We start from the raw sequence: 19726 nt of genomic DNA, 5'->3' as shown, positions 1-19726 counted from the left end.
GATGATCAGCACCCACAACCTCTCCCTCAAAATCGGCCAGCGCCAGCTGGTCGCAGATCTGAACTGGCGCGTGCAGGAAGGCGAATGCTGGAGCGTCATCGGCCGCAACGGCGCCGGCAAGAGCACTTTGCTGCGTACGCTGGCGGGCTTGCGCGATCCCGATGGCGGTCATGTGGCGATCGGTGGACGTCCATTGAACGAATGGCCGCTGGCCGAACTGGCGCGCCAGCGCGCCTTTCTGGCGCAAAGCCGCAGCGACGCCTTCGCATACAGCGTCATCGAAACCGTGCTGTCGGCGCGTCACCCCTATCACGACAACCGCTACTGGGAAGGCAGCGACGACCACGCCATCGCATTGAAGTCGCTGGAAGCGATGGAAGTGGCCGACCTGGCCGAGCGCGACGTGCGCACGCTGTCCGGCGGCGAGCGCCAACGGGTTGCCATCGCGGCGATGCTGGCGCAGGACACGCCGCTGCTGCTGCTCGACGAACCGGCCAACGCGCTGGACCTGGCACACCAGGTCAGCGTCATGAGCCTGTTGGCGCGCCTGTGCCGCGAACAAGGCAAGACCGCCGTCATGATCGGCCACGATTTGACGCTGGCTCACAGCGTCTCCACCCACGCGCTGCTGCTGATGGGTGACGGCCGCTGGCTGGCCGGCACTACCGCCGAGGTGATGAAGGCCGATATCCTCGGCGACTACCTGGGCCATCCAATCGACATCATCCAGCACGGCAAGCGCAGCATCTTCATCCCTATCGAGGAATCCGCATGAGCGAACAGAATACCGACGAGATCAATGCATTGAACGAGCGCCACCGCGTGCGCATGGAACGCAAGAAGGCCATCATCGACGCCAAGATCGCTGCCGCCGACAAACAGATCGGCATCATCATCGTCAACACCGGCAACGGCAAGGGCAAGAGCTCCAGCGGTTTCGGCATGGTGATCCGCGCCATGGGCCACGGCATGAAGGTCGGCGTCGTGCAGTTCATCAAAGGCGCGATGCAGACCGGCGAAGAACTGTTCCTGCGCCGCTTCCCCGAGGAGGTCAGCTTCCACTCGATGGGAGAAGGCTATACCTGGGAAACCCAAAACCGCGAACGCGACATCGAGAAAGCGCAGCTGGCATGGGAACAGGCCAGGCGCTTCCTGGCCGATCCTGAAATCGGCCTGGTGGTGTTCGATGAACTGAACATCGCCCTGAAGTACCGCTATCTGGATGTGGAAACCATCATCAACGATTTGCTGGCCCGCCCGGCGATGCAGCACGTCGTCATCACCGGACGCGGTGCACCGCCGGAGCTGATCGCCATCGCCGACACGGTGACCGAGATGGAAGTCGTCAAGCACGCCTTCAAGGCGGGCATAGGCGCTCAGGCCGGGACCGAGTGGTAATGACTGCGCACCTTGAAGTGAAAGCGCTGCTGGTGGCTGCCGTGGCTTCCGGTCAAGGCAAGACCACCGTGACGGCGGCGCTGGCGCGCAAGCTGGTGAAACAGGGTAAGCGGGTGCGCGTGTTCAAGTGCGGTCCGGATTTCATCGATCCGATGCTGCTCGAACGCGCCAGCGGTGCGCCGGTGCGTTCGCTGGATTTGTGGATGGTGGGCCGTGAGCTGTGCCGCAGCCAGCTGGCGCAAGCGGCCGTCGAAGCGGACGTGATCCTGATCGAAGGCGTAATGGGCCTGTACGACGGCACGCCGTCGTCCGCCGACCTGTCGCGCGAGTTCGGCGTGCCGGTGATGGTGGTGATCGATGCTTCCGCGATGGCGCAGACCGCCGGCGCGCTGGTACACGGCCTGCGCGACTACGGTCCGGTCGAAATGGCCGGCGTCATCGCCAACCGCGTCGCCAGCGAAGGCCACGCCAGGATGGTGGCGGCCTCGCTGCGCGACATTCCCTTGTTTGCCACCCTGCCCCGGCAGGCAAAATCGCTGCCGGAGCGGCATCTCGGCCTCGTGCTGCCGGGTGAGGTGAGCGACATCGACGATCTGCTCGACAGCCTGGCCGACCAGCTGGTGTTCGACGAAGCGGCCTGGAACAGCCTGCGCCCGGTGCGCATCGAGATCCCCGACGCGGCAGCCATGGTACAGGCGCCGCTGCTCGCCAGCCTCACCATTGCCGTCGCGCGCGATCCCGCTTTCATGTTCCTGTACCCGGCCAACCTGGACACGTTGCGCCAGCTCGGCGCAACGCTGGCATTCTTCTCGCCGTTGGCCGACGAAGCGATACCAGTCGAAGCAGGCGCGGTCTATCTTCCCGGAGGCTACCCGGAGCTGCATGCCCAGGCTTTGTCGCAGGCGGCCGCATGGCAGGCTTCGATCCGAACCGCCCATGCGGCAGGCGTGCCTATCGTCGCCGAATGTGGCGGCATGATGGCGCTGGCCGATACACTCGCTGATCAATCCGGCGCGGTATGGCCGATGGCCGGGCTGCTACAGGGCGCGGTGGCGATGGAGCCGCGTCTCGCCGGCCTCGGTTCACAAGGACTGCCTACCGCACAAGGCGTACTGCGTGGCCACACCTTCCATTACTCGAAACTGGAAACGGTGCTGGAGCCAGCCGCGCACACGATCAAGCATCCGTCCGCCGTACCGGGTGAAGCCTGGTATCGCGTAGGCTCGCTGGCGGCTTCGTATTTTCACGCCTACTTCCCATCCAACCCCGCGGCGGTAGCCGCTTTGTTTTCAAGGAGTGAACCATGACACGTACTTTGATACTAGGCGGCGCACGTTCCGGCAAAAGCGCGTACGCCGAGCGGCTGGCCATCGATTCGGGCAAGGAAGTGGTCTATGTTGCCACCGCCACCGCCGGCGACGCTGAAATGGCAGCTCGCATTGCGCATCACCGCAATACCCGCCCGGCGGAATGGACCACGGTCGAAGAACCGCTGGCACTGGGCAACCAGCTGCTGCGCTGGTCCTCGCCCGATCGCCTGATACTGGTGGACTGCCTGACGCTGTGGCTCAGCAATCTGCTGTTCAGCAGCGGCGAGGAATATCCGGAAGTCGGCGAGATCGTCTTGCCGGCGCTGTTCCACGAACAGCAGGACATGTTGGCCAGCGCGCTGACCAAGTGCGCCAGCGACGTGGTACTGGTGTCGAATGAAGTCGGTCTGGGCATCATGCCGATGGGCGCGGTGTCGCGCTGCTTCATGGACGAACAAGGGCGCCTGAACCAGGCCATGGCTGCGATCTGCGACCGCGCGGTGTTCGTCGCCGCCGGCCTGCCGCTGTCGTTAAAAGGCGCGCCGTGCTGACAGGCTTGAGCTTTGCCGCCATCGCCTTGCTGATGGTGGCGGGCGTGGCGCTGGACCTGCTGCTGGGCGAAGCCCGGCGCTGGCATCCGCTGGTCGGCTTCGGCAACCTGGCGATCGCGCTGGAACGTCGCCTCAACCGAGGCACGCTGAGATTCTGGCGTGGCGCGCTGGCATGGACACTGGCCGTGCTGCCGCTGACCGCCATCGCCGCGTTGCCGCTCTGGCTGCCGGCATGGCTGCCATGGGCCGCGCACGCCATCATGCTGTATTTCTGCCTCGGCCTGCGCAGCCTGCGTGACCACAACCTGCCTATCGCCGACGCGCTGTCGCGCAACGATCTTCCAAACGCCCGTCTGCTGACGGCCCGCATCGTCAGCCGCGACACCACCGGCGCCAGCGAAATCGAACTGACCAAGGCCAGTGCCGAATCCCTGCTCGAAAACGGCAACGACGCCGTCTTCGGCACACTGTTCTGGTTTATCGTCGCCGGCGGTCCCGGTGCCGTCCTGTTCCGCATGGCGAACACGCTGGACGCGATGTGGGGCTACCGCACCGCGCGCCTGCTGCAGTTCGGCTGTACCGCCGCCCGCGTCGACGACGCACTCAATTACATTCCGGCGCGACTGACCGCGTTTTCCTACGTAATGCTGGCTCCCGGCCTGCAAGCCAAGCTGCGTGCGTGGCGGTGCTGGCGCGCGCAAGCCCCGGCATGGAGCAGCCCGAACGCGGGTCCCGTGATGTCCAGCGGTGCCGGTGCCCTTGGCGTGCAGCTGGGCGGTCCCGCCATCTATCATGGTGAGGTCGAACACCGTCCACCGCTGGGCGTGGGCGAACCGGCCACCGGCGCCGACATCAGCCGCGCATGGCAGCTGGTCGTGCGCACAACGGCACTATGGCTGGCCCTCGCCTGCGCCGTCGCAGCAGTCGTCGAGGTTTTCCATGCTTGAACACGGCGGCAACCTGCGCGACGCCATGCTGCGCTTCGGCCGCGACGATTGGCTCGACCTTTCCACCGGCATCAATCCGCACTGGTATCCAGCGCCCGCCTTGCCAGGCAATGCGTGGCATCGCCTGCCGGAAGCCGATCCCGAGCTGGCGCTGGCTGCGGCGGACTACTACGGCGCGCCGCAAATGCTGCCGGTAGCCGGTACGCAAGCGGCCATCCAGGCGCTGCCGCGCCTGCGCAAGCCGTCGCGCGTGACTGTCGCCGCGCCGTCGTACGCCGAGCACGCGCATCACTGGAGCGAGCATGGACACACGCTGACGCAAACGCCGTACGATGAACTCGATGCGGCGGTGGCGCACAGCGACGTCATGGTGGTCTGCAATCCCAACAATCCGACCGGCGCCAGCGTGCCCGCCGCGCAGCTGCTGGAATGGGCCGGGCAACTGGCGGCCCGGGGCGGCTGGCTGGTGGTCGACGAGGCTTTTGGCGACACTGCGCAAGAGAACAGCGTCGCGGCGCATAGCGGACGTCCGGGACTGATCGTCTTGCGTTCGGTCGGAAAATTTTTTGGCCTGGCAGGCATCCGGCTGGGCTTCGTCGCCGCGCATCCAGATCTGCTGCACGCGCTGGCTGACCTGCTGGGTCCCTGGACCATCAGCGGCCCGGCCCAGCACATCGCCCTCGCCGCCTTGCGCGACCAACAGTGGCAAGCCGACACGCGCGATCAACTACTGGCCGGAGGCAAACGGCTGCGTCGACTGCTGGCGGCGCACGGCATTCAATCCAATGGCACCGCGCTGTTCCAGTGGTGGAGCGAGCCGCGCGCCGAAACATTCTGGCAGCACATGGCCGAACGCGGCATCTGGGTGCGGCTGTTCAAGCGGGCGGCACGCGGCATCCGGCTAGGCCTGCCGCCGGACGACAATGGATGGCGGCGGCTGGAGACGGCGCTACAAGAATGGACCAACAAGGAACCCACATGAACAAACCGACGACCAAACTGCTGGCAACCCTGGCAGTCCTGGCAACGGCCGCCACGGCCAGCGCCGCCATCACAGTGCGCGACGACGACGGCAACGTCGTCACGTTGCAAAAACCCGCGCAGCGCGTCCTGGCCCTGGCGCCACACGTGACGGAACTGCTGTTCGCGGCCGGCGGCGGCGACAAGATCGTCGCCACCGTCACCTATAGCGACTTCCCCGAAGCGGCCAAGAAGCTGCCGCGCGTCGGCGACAACCGCCAGGTCGACATGGAGCGCGTGATCGCATTGAAGCCGGACCTGATCGTCGTCTGGCTGCACGGCAGCTCCGAGCGTCAGATCGAAACCATGCGCACATTGGGTATCCCGATGTTCCACAGCGAGCCGCAAAAACTCGACGGCATCGCCGACAGCCTGCTGCGCCTCGGCCAGTTGATGGGCACCGAAAGTGTCGCGCAGCCGGCCGCCGCGGAGATCCGCCAGCAGTTCGCGGCGCTGGCCAAACAGTACGGCAACCGCCCGCCGGTGCGCTTGTTTTACCAGGTCTGGGACAAGCCGCTGTACACGCTGAACGGTAAATCCATCGTCAGCGATGCGATGCGCCTGTGCGGCGGCGTCAACATCTTCTCCGACCTGAAAGTGACGGCGCCCGTGGTCAGCAACGAAGCCGTGCTGCAGGCCGACCCGGAAGCGATCTTCGGCACCAGCGAAAAGAATTACGGCGGCGTCAATCTGTGGCGTAGCTACACCACCATGACGGCGGTCCGCAACGACAACCTGTTCACGCTGAACGGCGAACTGCTGAACCGCGCCGGCCCGCGCATGGTCGCAGGTACCGTCGCCCTGTGCGAAAAACTCGAGCTGGCGCGCCAGCACCGCAAGAACTGATATGAGCTTCCCTTACTCGACCCTGATGGTACAGGGCACCACCTCCGACGCCGGCAAGAGTACCATCGTTGCAGCCCTGTGCCGGCTGGTCAGGCGCCAGGGCGTGCGCGTCGCACCGTTCAAGCCGCAGAATATGGCGCTAAACAGCGCCGTCACGGCCGACGGCGGCGAGATCGGCCGCGCACAGGCGCTGCAAGCCATCGCCGCCGGCATCGCTCCGCACACCGACATGAATCCGGTCTTGCTCAAGCCATCCAGCGACATCGGCGCCCAGGTCATCATCCACGGCAAGGTGCGCGCCGAAATGAACGCGCGCGACTACCACCAATACAAGACCATCGCCATGCAGGCGGTGCTGGAATCGCACGAACGCCTGCTGAAGCAATACGACTGCGTCATCGTCGAAGGCGCGGGCAGTCCGGCCGAGATCAACCTGCGCGACCGCGACATCGCCAACATGGGCTTCGCCGAAAAAGTCGACTGCCCGGTGATACTGGTGGCGGACATAGACCGCGGCGGCGTGTTCGCCCATATCGTCGGCACCTTATCCTGCCTGTCCGAGAGCGAACGTGCCCGCACCATCGGCTTCGTCATCAACCGCTTCCGCGGCGACATCAAGCTGCTGGAGCCGGGACTCGAATGGCTGGAACAGCAAACCGGTAAGCCGGTGCTGGCGGTGCTGCCCTACCTGCACGGCCTGTTCCTCGATGCGGAGGATGCCGTGCAACCGGTGCAAGCCACGCGTGGCGCCTTCCGCGTCGTGGTGCCCAGCCTGCCGCGCATGAGCAACCACACCGACTTCGACGCATTGCGCGCCCACCCTGACGTCGATCTGCGTTTTGTGCGCCAGGGCGAAGCAATCCCCGCCGCCGACCTGATCATCCTCCCCGGCAGCAAGAATACGCGCGGTGACCTTGATTGGCTGCGTGCGCAAGGTTGGCCGGAACAGATAGCGCGCCACCTGCGCTATGGCGGCAAAGTGATCGGCGTCTGCGGCGGCTTCCAGATGCTGGGCCGCAGCGTCACCGACCCGATGGGCATCGAAGGCAAGGCAGGCGACTCTACCGCCCTCGGCCTGCTCGACATGAGCACCGAGATGACGGCCGAAAAACGCCTGGTGCAAGTACGAGGCGTGTGCGCCTTCGACGACAGCAGGGCCGGCGTCAGCGGCTACGAAATCCATATGGGCACCTCGACCGGCAGCGCGCTCGACACCCCGGCCTTTATCATCGACGGCCGTCCCGAGGGCGCCCGCTCGGCGGACGGCCAGATCCTCGGCACCTATCTGCACGGCCTGTTCGACACACCGGAGGCCAGCAGCGCACTGCTGCGCTGGGCCGGCCTGCATTCGGAGCACACAGTGGACACCAGCGCGCTGCGCGAAGCCAGCCTGGATCGCATCGCCGACGCCGCCCAACCGTTGCTGGATGCGTTGATCACACTACGAAAACCAGGAGCCACCCCATGAGCACCGCAACCAATCCGTACGCCTTTTCACAGCCGGAAATCGACGGCGTCTACCGCGCCATCCGCGAGCGCCGCGACGTACGCCATTTCAAACCGGGACCGCTGGAGGTGGGCCAGCTTAAGCGCTTCATCGCCGCAGCGCATAACGGCCCCAGCGTGGGCTTGATGCAGCCGTGGCGCTTCATCCGCATCACGCAGCCGGAATTGCGTGCGCAGATCCACCGGCACGTCAATGAAGAACGCATCAAGACCGCCGAGGCGCTGGGCAAGCGCGCGGAGGAATTCATGCAGCTCAAGGTGGAAGGCATACTGGCCTGTGCGGAAGTGCTGGTGGTCGGACTGGTCGACAAACGCGACGGATACATCTTCGGCCGCCGCACCATGCCGGAAATGGATCTGGCCTCCGCCTCGTGCGCGCTGCAGAACTTCTGGTTGGCCGCACGGGCGGAAGGCATAGGCGTAGGTTGGGTTTCCATGTTCGATCCGCAGCGGCTGCGCGATATCTGCGGCATGCCGGAGGGAAGCCAGCCGATCGCAGTACTGTGCGTCGGGCACGTGGACGAGTTCTACACCGCGCCGATGCTGGAGCTGGAAAAATGGGACCAGCGCCGTCCGCTCAGCGATATCCTGTTTGAGGACCTCTGGGACAATCCTGCCGGCGAAGGTTAGACCGCATCAGGCGCCGGCGCATTCCTCGATCCTGCGGTTGCCCGGGCCCGGCAGCACGCGCAGGCTGCGCTCCGTGGCCGCCGTGAATTCGTGCTTGAACACCGTGTCTACAAAGCGCCAGTCGCAGCGCACCTGCTCATGGCTGGCGGTGACGATCATGTATCCACGCTTGCTGGTCTGCGCGTAATACAGCGGTTCGATCAAGTCGACCATCATATTGGCTACATCCTCGGGATCACGGTCCGGGTACGCGCCCTCCATTCCCGGCGACGATACCGACGCGGTCGCGAACTCCACGCCCACCTGGCGGCCTTGCGCATCGTGCAGGTCGCTGGCCCAGGCGTTGTGGGTGTCGCCGGCCAGCACCACCATGTTCTTGCGGTGGCGCTGCATCATCGAGAACACCAGTTCGCGGTCGTTCTGGTAACCGTCCCAGGAATCCATATAGCAGGGCAAGGTCGGCGCGGACAGCCATTTCGTCTCCTTGCCGCTGACGCAGGAAGGATCGGCGGCGGCGCGCTTCTTCAGCGCCGAGTAGTCGGTGCAACTGCATTCGCCCATCGCCACGGCGGTCGGATATTCCATGCGCGCCATCAGCACCTGCTGGCCCAGCATCTGCCAGCGCGCGCTGGAGTTCTTCACCTGCTGTTCCAGCCATTCCATTTGCGTGGCGCCCATCATCTGCCGGCGCGGCGAACAGACGTCATGCTTGTACTTCTCCACGTCGAAGCGTTTGTGCTCATCGTAATAGGACGACATCATCAGCTGCTGGTCGCGGCCGATCAAGCGCGTATCGAGCATGTGCAGCGATACCACGCCACCGAAATCGAACGAGCGGTAGATCTTTTCCGGCGACGACGCATCGGGCGCGCGGATCGGCATCCACTCGTGGTAGGCCGTCATCGCCGCCAGCTTGCGCAGCGTGAACGGTCCGTATTCGCTGGCCTTGTGCTCGGCCGAACCGTCGCGCCAGGTATCGTCGGCAAATTCGTGATCGTCCCACACCGCGATGAACGGCATCGCCGCGTGCACCGCCTGCAGATCCGGATCCGTGCGGTATTGGGCGTAGCGGCGACGGTAGTCGTCCAGCCGCAGCAACAGTTCGCGCGGCTCCGACACCCGGCCCAGCGCCTCGGCGTTGCCGCAAGCGTAGCCGGTGCTTTCGTATTCGTAGATGTAGTCGCCGATGTGCAGCGCAGCGTCGATATCGTCCTGGCGCGCGGCGTCGGCATAGACGTTGAAGTAGCCGGATGGGTAGTTCGAGCAGGAGAACACCGCCAGCCGGACCTGGCGCGCATCGGCGCGCGGCAGCGTCTTGGTACGGCCGACGTCCGACTTCACCGTATCGACCGCAAACTGGTAGTAGTACACATGGCCGGGCAGCAGGCCGGCGGCATCCACCTTGACCGTGTAGTCCTTCTGCATCGATGTGGTCGAACTGCCGTGGGCCACCACCATCTGCATGGCCGGATCGGTCGCAATCTGCCAGCGCACGGCGATGTCGCCTTCCTGTTCGTTGCGGCGCGGCGTGACGCGGGTCCAGAGAATGACGCGGTCGGTTAGCGGGTCGCCGCTGGCCACGCCATGATCGAAGCCGACGGCGGCGCCATCGCCGATGCCGGCGGCGGTGCTGCTGCAGCCGCCCAAACCAGCGCCGGCGCCCACGCCCAGCAAGGCGGTGGATGCCATCTGGCGGATAAACCCGCGACGACCAGGGAACAGCGGTTTGGCGTCCATATCATCTCCATCGACCGTTTCGATGAGCGCAACTTACGCCCGATTCATGACGACGATATGACCGTCCGGTTTCTTTTGTGTGACAATCGAGGCCATGAACACTAACGCCGCCAAGAGCTACCTGCCCTGGGTAGTCGCCACAGCCCTGTTTATGGAGCAGCTAGACTCCACCATCGTCAATACGGCGATCCCCAGCATGGCGGCCAGCCTGCAGGTCACGCCGCTGAGCCTGAAGGCCGTGGTCACCAGCTACATCCTCAGCCTGGCCGTGTCGATACCGATCAGCGGCTGGATGGCGGACCGCTTCGGTACCCGCCGTGTCTTCATGAGCGCCGTCGCGATATTCACTGTGGCGTCCGTGCTGTGTGGCCTGTCGGTCAACTCGCCGATGCTGGTGGCGGCGCGGCTGCTGCAGGGCCTTGGCGCGGCGATGATGATGCCGGTCGGGCGCTTGACCATCGTGCGCACCTTCCCCAAATCGGAACTGCTGGCGGCGATGAACTTCGTGATCATCCCGGCGCTGATCGGCCCCTTGCTCGGCCCTACGGTCGGCGGCTTGATCGTGCACTGGCTGACGTGGCGGGATATTTTTTTCGTCAACGTACCGGTCGGCCTGGTGGCGATCTTCCTGGCAAACCGCTACATGCCCGACTATCGCAGCGAAAGCCAGCGGCCGCTGGACCTGATCGGTCTTGTCTTGTTCGGCACCGGCATAGCGTTGCTGTCATGGCTGCTGGAGATATTCGGCGAGCACCGGCTGGATATCACCTCGGCCTCGGTACTGCTGCTGATCGCCTGCAGCCTGCTGGCGGCCTATGGATGGCACGCCAGGACGGAGCCGTTCCCCTTGCTGCGGCTGGCGTTGTTCAAGATCCGTACTTTCCGCGTATCGGTGGTTGGCGGGTTCATCACCCGGCTCGGCGTCGGCGGTTTGCCGTTCCTGCTGCCGCTGCTGTACCAGTTGGGGCTCGGTTTGCCGGCATGGCAATCGGGCTTGTTGATGATGCCTTCCGCCGCCGCAGCGATGGGCATGAAATTCATTTCGGTGCGGGTGCTGGCAAAGTTCGGCTACCGCCAGGTCCTCACCGTCAACACGGTGCTGATCGGCCTGACCATCAGCATGTACACATTCGTCCAGCAAGGCACGCCGCTGTATGTGATCGTGATGATCAGCCTGTGCCTGGGCTTCTTTAACTCGCTGCAGTTCTCCAGCATGAACAGCATTGCCTATGCCGACGTCGATGGAGCCGATTCCAGCATGGCCAGTACCATGGCCAGCTCGATGCAACAACTGTCGATGAGCTTTGGCCTGGCCGCTGGTTCGCTGGTGACCGGCTGGTTCCTGGGCGACCTGCCTCAATCCAACCGCATCGCGCTGACCGGCGCCCTGCATCACGCCTTTATTGCGCTGGCCGTGCTCACCATCCTGTCATCGCTGACCTTCTGGTCGCTGCGCAAGGAGGATGGCGAGAGTATCAGCAGGGGCAGTCCGGCTTAGCGGCCGCCCTGCTTGCGGCGACGCGCGATGGCGGCCACCATGGCCAGGCCGGCGAACAGCATTGCGTACGTCGCTGGTTCCGGCACGGCGGCCACGCCGGTGTAGGCGCCGTCGAAGCTATAGCGCGCCGCCAGTCCGTCAATACGCGTGGCGCCGACCAGCATCAGGAAGTTGGCGTCATGAGTCACATCGCCCAGCAGGCGGAAGGCATAGGCACCCGATGCCGCTTCGGTGAACGACAAGGTCTTGCCGTTGACGACCGCGCCGAGGCCATTGAAGGTCAGCGAAGAGGAACCGAGCATCACCGACGAGTCGTCCGTCAGCGACAGGCTGGCGAAAGTCTGGCCATTCGCGCCGCCGGCATTGGTCAACTGCAGCACACCACCATTCAATATCAGCGCACTATTGGCGGAGAGCCGGTTCGCGCCATCCAGCGTCAGCACGCCGCCGCTGATCTGCGTGGCGCCGATGTAGGTACTCACGCCCGACAATGCGACATTGCCGCTCTTGATCTCCACGTTGCTGAAGTTCGAGATCGAACCTGCATACGAGAAGCTGTTGCCGGCGCCTGGATTGACCACCATGGTATTGCCGCCACTACTTCCGCCACTGATGCTGCCGACGACGCTGCCGCCGGTGATGGTCAGGCTGTTTTGGCCGCTGCCCATCTCAATCGCCTTGCCGCTGCTGGCGCCGTTGATGATGCCGCCGTTGACGATGACAGTGTTGTCGGCGCCGGTCTTGATGGCCGCGTTGACGGTACCGCCGCCAACGATGCTGGCGCCGGCGTTGTTATTAATGGTGACGACGAAACCGCTCCTGGCGCCCACCGCCACAATGCCCGAATCGCTCTGGCCGCGTATCACGCCGCCGCTCTGGTTGGTGATGGTCGCGTGGCCATACAAGCCTTCGCGCAGGCCGCCCGAACCGGCGATGTCGTTGCCGGCCAGCGTGATGCCGCGCCCGACGGCATTGCCGTTCCCGGCCGAGACCAGACCTTCGATGGTGCCGGAGTTGATGATAGTGCCGCCGCCAACGCTGATGCCTTCGCTGTACGCCAGACCATCGGCAGGCGCGCTGAAGGCGTTGATCGAGCGGATGATGCCGGTGTTGGTGACGTTGGCGATGCCGTCGATATCCAGGCCGTCGCCGTCGCCTGTTACGCCGTTGCCGCTGACAAGGCCATGATTGACGACGGTGGCGATCTGCTTGTTATTGAAGCCATCGAGATTGACGCCCGAGCCGTTCATGCCGCGGATAATGCCGCCGGCGCTGTTTGTGATGCTCATGGTGAAGTTGGCCGAGGCGTCGCTCTGGCCGCCGGTGATGCCGTGGCGCGCACCTTCGACCAGCCCGGTGATGCCGTTGACGATGGTGGCGCCGCTGTTTGTTTGCGCGTCGATGCCGTCGCTGCTGCTGCCGGTGCTGGTCAGCGACAAGATGGTGCCGCTGTTGTTCACGACGCCGCCAACACCGGTACGCACCGCGTCAGCCTCGCCGGCCTTCAGCAAGCCGCCGGCATAGTTGTTGACGATGTTCGTACCGGAGGTCATGGCGCTGAAGTCTACGGCCTGCGCGCCGCCGGCACTGGCGTTCAGTGAGATCATCGAGCCATAATTATTCAGCGTGACGCCGGCGTTTGCCTTGTTCATCTGGATCACGTCCGCGTCGGCTGCCTGCATCAGCGCGGTGGCGTTGGTGGAGCTGCCGTTGTTGATGGTCAGGCCGGTGACGCCGGTGTTATCGCGGATCACGCGGCCGGTGCCGGTCTGCTTGATCGTGCCCTGGTTGTCCAGCGTCGCATTGCTGCCGGTGATGGTGACGGCGACCTTGTCGGTGGCGACCGTCAGCGTGCCTGCCGCAGTGATCGTGCCGGACTGGCCGGCCGCCAGCGTTTGCGCCTTGGTATTGGCGTTGCTGATGGTGCCGGGGAAATCGACGGCCGATGCGGCACCCACGCTGAGCGGCAATGCTGCCGCCATCAGCAGGAATTGAACGGCGGATGAAGATTTCGGCAGCGTGATCGGCATGATTTGTCCCGTTTATTGTGTAAGCAAACTTTCAATATCCCATAAAATTATGACAAGGCCATGACGGTGTGGCATCGATGCACATACGCCGTTCATGACCTGTGCGGCGGTGAAGCAAGCTGCTATGCTGCCGCGCTGCCGTCTTTCATACCAAGGGATTCTTCATGCAAAAATTAGCCGCATATGCAACGGCGACAACAACACTGGCCACGGCCGTCATCGCCGTTGCAGTGTGCTTCATCGCGTTTGGCGGCCGCAAGGCGCCGGTATTCAGCACGCCGTATCAGGCGGTCGCGCTGATGAACGGGCAGCTGTTCTATGGGCGCGCGGAGGAAGGCAGCGGCGAGTATCTGTCGCTGCGCGATGTGTTTTACATTCAGGGCCGGCAGGATCCGGAAACCAAGGCGGTAACCAGTGTGCTGATCAAGCGCGGCGGCGAAGCCCATGGGCCGGACCACATGCTGATCAACCGCCAGCAGGTGCTGTTGATCGAACCCGTGAAGGCCGATTCGCAGATCGGCAAACTGATCGCGGAGCAGAACGCCGCAGCGAAATAAAAAAGGCGGGCCGCCTGGCCCGCCTCACTCATCAAAATGCTGTCAGCGCCTTGGTGAACTTGATCAGCCACAAGCGGCTTGGACGCTCGCGATCCTCGCCGCGTGCAACGCGGATCGTGTTCGCGGCATTGCAACCGGCGGCGGCGCTGGTGATGATGGAACCGGCCGCATCGACATTGCACTTGGTGACATCGGCGTCGTCCACCACCACGCCAGCCGGCGTAAAGATCCTGGTTTTCATGCCGAAGTCGTTGTCATTGGCCAGTGCCAGCGTATTGCCATCGACGATGGTCAGGCCTTCGGCTTTCTCTGCCAGCCAGCCGATCGCGTTCAGATCGAGCAGCAGCGTTTTCTTCAGCGTCACCACCGATTTCCAATCCGCGCCATTCACGGCAGCGCCGCTCATGCTGCTCTTTTCCAGGTCGGAGGTCTTGACGTTGTAGGCCGCCGCTGCGATATCCGTCGCCGCGCCGATCTCCACCAGCATCAGCTTGTTGAAAACTTTGCCGGCGGGGTTGGCGCCCTGTTCGATCACGATGAATTTGCCGTTGCCCAGTGCGACCAGATCGCCCAGCTTGGCGTTGCCGGTGCGGCCGTCCTGGTAGTCGGCGGCGTCGAGTGGATACGCGTACATCTTGCCCGAGGCGCCAGTGGTCGGATCGAATTCAATCCAGCGCGTGAAGCGTGCAAAGCGCTCGATCGCTTCACTCTTGCCGGTCACCGAATAGGTCGCGTTGCCGTCGGTCAGAGGGCTTTGCAGGAAGCCGTGCAGCTTGTCGGTACTGGTATCCAGCGTCAGGCCTTCCATGCCGCGATTGGCGCGGCGCTTCAGGAAGATGTCCGGCAGGCCGCTGCCTGGTGCGTACTTATTGAGGATGATGCCGGTGGACGGATCGAGCTTGATGATAAACGGACCGTATTCGTCGGAGATCCACAGCACGTTGCGCTTCTTGTCGACCACGATGGCTTCGGTATCGAGGCCGTTGGCATCAAAGGTGGCCTTGCTGTTGGCGTCGTACTTCATCGCATCCAGCACCGGCAGTTCGGCCGAGTTGCCGATGGCGCCAGGCGGGATGGCCAGGCCGGAAGTCTTCACTGTGGCCGATGCCTTGATCGGCGTCGACGTAGTGAGCACCGCGCCGGATTTGCCGACGGTGATCACGCCGAACGACGGCGTGAAGCTCGGCGACGGGAATATCTTGGCGCCAGTGACGCCGCTGCCGCTCAACGACGGCAGGTTCGGGCCGTCGCCGTTCGGACCGCGGTCAGTCAGGCCATAGAACTCCAGGTCGCCGTTAGCGTTGGTGCCTTTGAAGGCGATGGAGGAACCGTAGGACGGCAGGAAGCCCAGCGGGAAATCTTCCTTGACCTTGGCGTTGCTGCCTTCGTACGGCACGTAGTAGCTGGCGGCAGCCTGCATCTGATAGCGCGTCACGCTGACGGCGACGGCACCCAGTGGCGTGGTCTGCGTGAAGGATTCGCTGACCGGCGTGCCGACCTTGGAGGCCAAGGTATCTTCGAAGTGTTCGCGGACCAGCGCGCGGCGGCTGTCATCGACGGTGCGGCTGGCGTACCTGGCGCCGGCGGCGGTCAGGTTGGCGCTCATGGCGGTGTTGAAGGCGGCGGCATCCAGAGTGAAGTCGGCGCTCTTCGACGCCAGTGCAGTTTTCACATCGGCGGCCAGCTTGATGCCGTTCGACGGATCACTGTCTTCATCCAGCAGCTGCAAGGCCAACAGGCGGTTGACGACTTTCGTGTCCTTGACGTCGGTAACGCCGGCCAGCTGCAACGGCGTGATGGTGGCGGCGCAAGCGGCGCTGCCCAGCGCAACGCCGCCGATGCTGAAGGCGACGGTATCGCCGGCGTAGCAAGTAAACTCTCCCTTTGCGGAAGTCGTGGCTTTCGCGGCGGTGCCGGCGACATAGTCCAGGTTTTCCACCGCGCCATCCAGGAACACACCGGTCATCGGTGTCTTGGCGGGCGCCGCAGTATCACTGCCGCCACATCCTGCCAGGACGGAGAACACCGCGAGCGATAACAAGGAGAAGTTTTTCATGTAGCTGGCCTCAGTTGAAAAAGAGACAAGCTTAGCTACACTACGTTACATGGATGTGACAGACGAAAAAAACCCCCAACCAGATCTTCTGGAAGGGGCTTTTTAGTATAACTAGCCTGACGATAACCTACTTTCACACTGGTTGCAGCACTATCATCGGCGCAGAGTTGTTTCACGGTCCTGTTCGGGATGGGAAGGGGTGGGACCAACTTGCTATGGTCATCAGGCATTGACTTGTACGAGCCGCGTTCTTGTGAACGTTGCCCAGAATCTGGAATCGGTAAGTAATTAGGTAATGAAGTTGTATCAACGAACGTTCCAACGTACTTCTCATTCACCATAACCTGCTAAGGTTATAGGGACAAGCCGTACGGGCAATTAGTATCAGTTAGCTTAATGCATTACTGCACTTCCACACCTGACCTATCAACGTCCTGGTCTCGAACGACCCTTCAAAGAGCTCAAGGCTCTGGGAAATCTCATCTTAAGGCAAGTTTCCCGCTTAGATGCTTTCAGCGGTTATCTCTTCCAGACTTAGCTACCCGGCAATGCCACTGGCGTGACAACCGGTACACCAGAGGTCTGTCCACTCCGGTCCTCTCGTACTAGGAGCAGCCCCCTTCAAATTTCCAACGCCCACGGCAGATAGGGACCAAACTGTCTCACGACGTTTTAAACCCAGCTCACGTACCACTTTAAATGGCGAACAGCCATACCCTTGGGACCGGCTACAGCCCCAGGATGTGATGAGCCGACATCGAGGTGCCAAACTCCCCCGTCGATATGAACTCTTGGGAGGAATCAGCCTGTTATCCCCAGAGTACCTTTTATCCGTTGAGCGATGGCCCTTCCATACAGAACCACCGGATCACTATGTCCTACTTTCGTACCTGCTCGACTTGTCAGTCTCGCAGTTAAGCACGCTTATGCCATTGCACTATTAGCACGATGTCCGACCGTACCTAGCGTACCTTCGAACTCCTCCGTTACACTTTAGGAGGAGACCGCCCCAGTCAAACTGCCTACCATGCACTGTCCCCGATCCGGATAACGGACCAAGGTTAGAACCTCAAACAAACCAGGGTGGTATTTCAAGGTTGGCTCCACGAGAACTGGCGTCCCCGCTTCAAAGCCTCCCACCTATCCTACACAGATTGGTTCAAAGTCCAATGCAAAGCTACAGTAAAGGTTCATGGGGTCTTTCCGTCTAGCCGCGGGTAGATTGCATCATCACAAACACTTCAACTTCGCTGAGTCTCGGGAGGAGACAGTGTGGCCATCGTTACGCCATTCGTGCAGGTCGGAACTTACCCGACAAGGAATTTCGCTACCTTAGGACCGTTATAGTTACGGCCGCCGTTTACTGGGACTTCAATCAAGAGCTTGCACCCCATCATTTAATCTTCCAGCACCGGGCAGGCGTCACACCCTATACGTCCACTTTCGTGTTTGCAGAGTGCTGTGTTTTTATTAAACAGTCGCAGCCACCAGTTTATTGCAACCCGTTCACCCTTCTGGCGCAAGCCAGTCAAGCTACAAGGGCGTACCTTTTCCCGAAGTTACGGTACCAATTTGCCGAGTTCCTTCTCCCGAGTTCTCTCAAGCGCCTTAGAATACTCATCTCGCCCACCTGTGTCGGTTTGCGGTACGGTCTCGTATGACTGAAGCTTAGAGGCTTTTCTTGGAACCACTTCCGATTGCTTCAGCACCTAAGTGCCTCGTCCCAGTCCCTTGAATTCCGCGCCCGGATTTGCCTAAGCGCCTTCTATGAACCAGAAACTGCCTATTCCAACAGGCAGACAACCTTCCGCGATCCGTCCCCCCATCGCATCATACGACGGTGCAGGAATATTAACCTGCTTCCCATCAGCTACGCATCTCTGCCTCGCCTTAGGGGCCGACTCACCCTGCTCCGATGAACGTTGAACAGGAAACCTTGGGCTTACGGCGTGGGGGCTTTTCACCCCCATTATCGCTACTCATGTCAGCATTCGCACTTCTGATACCTCCAGCATCCTTTACAAGACACCTTCGCAGGCTTACAGAACGCTCTCCTACCATATCTATTGCTAGATATCCGCAGCTTCGGTGACTGGCTTAGCCCCGTTACATCTTCCGCGCAGGACGACTCGATCAGTGAGCTATTACGCTTTCTTTAAATGATGGCTGCTTCTAAGCCAACATCCTGACTGTTTTAGCCTTCCCACTTCGTTTTCCACTTAGCCAATCTTTGGGACCTTAGCTGGCGGTCTGGGTTGTTTCCCTCTTGACGCCGGACGTTAGCACCCGACGTCTGTCTCCCAAGCTCGCACTCATCGGTATTCGGAGTTTGCAATGGTTTGGTAAGTCGCGATGACCCCCTAGCCATAACAGTGCTCTACCCCCGATGGTGATACTTGAGGCACTACCTAAATAGTTTTCGGAGAGAACCAGCTATTTCCAAGTTTGTTTAGCCTTTCACCCCTACCCACAGCTCATCCCCTAATTTTTCAACATTAGTGGGTTCGGACCTCCAGTGCGTGTTACCGCACCTTCATCCTGGCCATGAGTAGATCACTTGGTTTCGGGTCTACACCCAGCGACTATCGCCCTGTTCGGACTCGATTTCTCTACGGCTTCCCTATATGGTTAACCTTGCCACTGAATGTAAGTCGCTGACCCATTATACAAAAGGTACGCAGTCACGGAACAAGTCCGCTCCTACTGTTTGTATGCACACGGTTTCAGGATCTATTTCACTCCCCTCCCGGGGTTCTTTTCGCCTTTCCCTCACGGTACTGGTTCACTATCGGTCGATTACGAGTATTTAGCCTTGGAGGATGGTCCCCCCATATTCAGACAGGATTTCTCGTGTCCCGCCCTACTTGTCGCACGCTTAGTTCCACACATCGCATTTCGAATACGGGGCTATCACCCGCTATGGCTCCTATTTCCAGAGGATTCTTCTATGCGTCATGCTAAAACGTGCAGGCTCTTCCCATTTCGCTCGCCACTACTTTGGGAATCTCGGTTGATTTATTTTCCTGCAGCTACTTAGATGTTTCAGTTCGCCGCGTTCGCCTTGCATACCTATGTATTCAGTATGCAATACCCATAAAGGGTGGGTTTCCCCATTCGGAAATCTGCGGATCAAAGCTTGTTTGCTAGCTCCCCGCAGCTTATCGCAAGCTACTACGTCCTTCATCGCCTGTAATCGCCAAGGCATCCACCATGTGCACTTATTCACTTGTCCCTATAACGTTAGCCCCTTGCGACTAAACAAAGGAGCGGTTATAGAAATAAGAAGTACTACGTTGTTGCGTTTGTTGATACATACAATCATTACCCATCGTATCCGCCTGTCGGCGAACACGATCAATAAAAATTTACTTACTTCTTCCAGATTGTTAAAGAACGTACAGCACTTGATCTCTAAAAGATCAAATCTAAAGGCTTACCCTTACATTTGAACTCTTGGTGGAGGATGACGGGATCGAACCGACGACCCCCTGCTTGCAAAGCAGGTGCTCTCCCAGCTGAGCTAATCCCCCTGAGATTTACTACAAGGCAGAAACTGGTAGGGCTGGTTGGACTCGAACCAACGACCCCCGCGTTATCAACACGGTGCTCTAACCAGCTGAGCTACAGCCCCAAATGCTGT

Annotated in this window: 14 protein-coding genes, 2 tRNA genes and 2 rRNA genes; 11 read left to right on the top strand and 7 right to left on the bottom strand. The window is 61.6% G+C overall.

The window, feature by feature from the left end; translation table 11 throughout:
- The first annotated feature begins 1 nt into the window (after position 1).
- The 9 genes from ACSQ3S_RS05340 to bluB are packed head-to-tail and all read left to right on the top strand — an operon-like array spanning position 2 to position 8208.
- Complete coding sequence (locus ACSQ3S_RS05340) at positions 2-775, top strand: ABC transporter ATP-binding protein (protein ID WP_436141777.1); 774 nt, start codon at positions 2-4, stop codon at positions 773-775.
- On the top strand, positions 772-1398 hold the full coding sequence (gene cobO, locus ACSQ3S_RS05335) for a cob(I)yrinic acid a,c-diamide adenosyltransferase (RefSeq protein WP_176656041.1): 627 nt from the start codon (positions 772-774) through the stop codon (positions 1396-1398). Before ACSQ3S_RS05340 ends, cobO begins: the two co-directional genes overlap by 4 nt.
- The gene (locus ACSQ3S_RS05330) at positions 1398-2705 is read left to right on the top strand and encodes a cobyrinate a,c-diamide synthase (RefSeq protein WP_436141776.1); all 1308 of its coding nucleotides are present in this window, start codon (positions 1398-1400) and stop codon (positions 2703-2705) included. The genes cobO and ACSQ3S_RS05330 overlap by 1 nt, the downstream gene beginning before the upstream one ends.
- Positions 2702-3259, top strand: a complete 558-nt coding sequence (gene cobU, locus ACSQ3S_RS05325) for a bifunctional adenosylcobinamide kinase/adenosylcobinamide-phosphate guanylyltransferase (protein ID WP_176656043.1) — start codon at positions 2702-2704, stop codon at positions 3257-3259. The genes ACSQ3S_RS05330 and cobU overlap by 4 nt, the downstream gene beginning before the upstream one ends.
- Positions 3253-4206, top strand: coding sequence for a CobD/CbiB family cobalamin biosynthesis protein (locus tag ACSQ3S_RS05320; protein WP_353405565.1), 954 nt, complete (start codon positions 3253-3255; stop codon positions 4204-4206). The genes cobU and ACSQ3S_RS05320 overlap by 7 nt, the downstream gene beginning before the upstream one ends.
- Complete coding sequence (cobD, locus tag ACSQ3S_RS05315; protein ID WP_436141775.1) at positions 4199-5188, top strand: threonine-phosphate decarboxylase CobD; 990 nt, start codon at positions 4199-4201, stop codon at positions 5186-5188. The genes ACSQ3S_RS05320 and cobD overlap by 8 nt, the downstream gene beginning before the upstream one ends.
- On the top strand, positions 5185-6072 hold the full coding sequence (locus ACSQ3S_RS05310) for a cobalamin-binding protein (protein WP_353405567.1): 888 nt from the start codon (positions 5185-5187) through the stop codon (positions 6070-6072). Before cobD ends, ACSQ3S_RS05310 begins: the two co-directional genes overlap by 4 nt.
- Position 6073: 1 nt before the next feature.
- Positions 6074-7540, top strand: coding sequence for a cobyric acid synthase (locus tag ACSQ3S_RS05305; RefSeq protein ID WP_436141774.1), 1467 nt, complete (start codon positions 6074-6076; stop codon positions 7538-7540).
- A complete protein-coding gene (bluB, locus tag ACSQ3S_RS05300) occupies positions 7537-8208 on the top strand; it encodes a 5,6-dimethylbenzimidazole synthase (RefSeq protein WP_436141773.1) in 672 nt (223 codons plus the stop codon). The genes ACSQ3S_RS05305 and bluB overlap by 4 nt, the downstream gene beginning before the upstream one ends.
- A 6-nt stretch (positions 8209-8214) precedes the next feature.
- Here bluB and ACSQ3S_RS05295 read toward each other — a convergent pair whose 3' ends face one another.
- Positions 8215-9945, bottom strand: coding sequence for an alkaline phosphatase D family protein (locus tag ACSQ3S_RS05295; RefSeq protein WP_413449521.1), 1731 nt, complete (start codon positions 9943-9945; stop codon positions 8215-8217).
- A gap of 94 nt (positions 9946-10039) precedes the next feature.
- Here ACSQ3S_RS05295 and ACSQ3S_RS05290 point away from each other — a divergent pair, with 94 nt between their 5' ends.
- Positions 10040-11443: a DHA2 family efflux MFS transporter permease subunit gene (locus ACSQ3S_RS05290; protein ID WP_176656050.1), complete on the top strand. Its 1404-nt coding sequence runs from the start codon at positions 10040-10042 to the stop codon at positions 11441-11443.
- Here the strand turns inward: ACSQ3S_RS05290 and ACSQ3S_RS05285 are convergent.
- The gene (locus tag ACSQ3S_RS05285; RefSeq protein ID WP_436141772.1) at positions 11440-13473 is read right to left on the bottom strand and encodes an FxDxF family PEP-CTERM protein; all 2034 of its coding nucleotides are present in this window, start codon (positions 13471-13473) and stop codon (positions 11440-11442) included. The genes ACSQ3S_RS05290 and ACSQ3S_RS05285 overlap by 4 nt on opposite strands.
- 164 nt (positions 13474-13637) lie before the next feature.
- On the opposite strand from ACSQ3S_RS05285, the gene ACSQ3S_RS05280 reads away from it, so the two are divergent.
- The gene (locus ACSQ3S_RS05280; protein WP_176656052.1) at positions 13638-14030 is read left to right on the top strand and encodes a hypothetical protein; all 393 of its coding nucleotides are present in this window, start codon (positions 13638-13640) and stop codon (positions 14028-14030) included.
- A gap of 31 nt (positions 14031-14061) precedes the next feature.
- Here ACSQ3S_RS05280 and ACSQ3S_RS05275 read toward each other — a convergent pair whose 3' ends face one another.
- The 5 genes from ACSQ3S_RS05275 to ACSQ3S_RS05255 form a co-directional block, all read right to left on the bottom strand.
- Complete coding sequence (locus ACSQ3S_RS05275; RefSeq protein WP_436141771.1) at positions 14062-16086, bottom strand: esterase-like activity of phytase family protein; 2025 nt, start codon at positions 16084-16086, stop codon at positions 14062-14064.
- A 114-nt stretch (positions 16087-16200) separates the two neighbouring features.
- Positions 16201-16313 (bottom strand): 5S ribosomal RNA (gene rrf, locus ACSQ3S_RS05270).
- A 130-nt stretch (positions 16314-16443) separates the two neighbouring features.
- Positions 16444-19318, bottom strand: a 23S ribosomal RNA gene (locus tag ACSQ3S_RS05265).
- Between the two features lie 222 nt (positions 19319-19540).
- Positions 19541-19616: transfer RNA gene (locus tag ACSQ3S_RS05260), tRNA-Ala, on the bottom strand.
- A 24-nt stretch (positions 19617-19640) separates the two neighbouring features.
- Positions 19641-19717: transfer RNA gene (locus tag ACSQ3S_RS05255), tRNA-Ile, on the bottom strand.
- Between the last annotated feature and the right edge of the window lie 9 nt (positions 19718-19726).

This window comes from Duganella sp. LjRoot269, assembly GCF_964254095.1.
Taxonomy (GTDB): Bacteria; Pseudomonadota; Gammaproteobacteria; order Burkholderiales; family Burkholderiaceae_D; genus Rugamonas; species Rugamonas hordei.
Note: the sequence above shows the minus strand (reverse complement) of the source record. Positions and strands in the feature narration are given on the sequence as shown.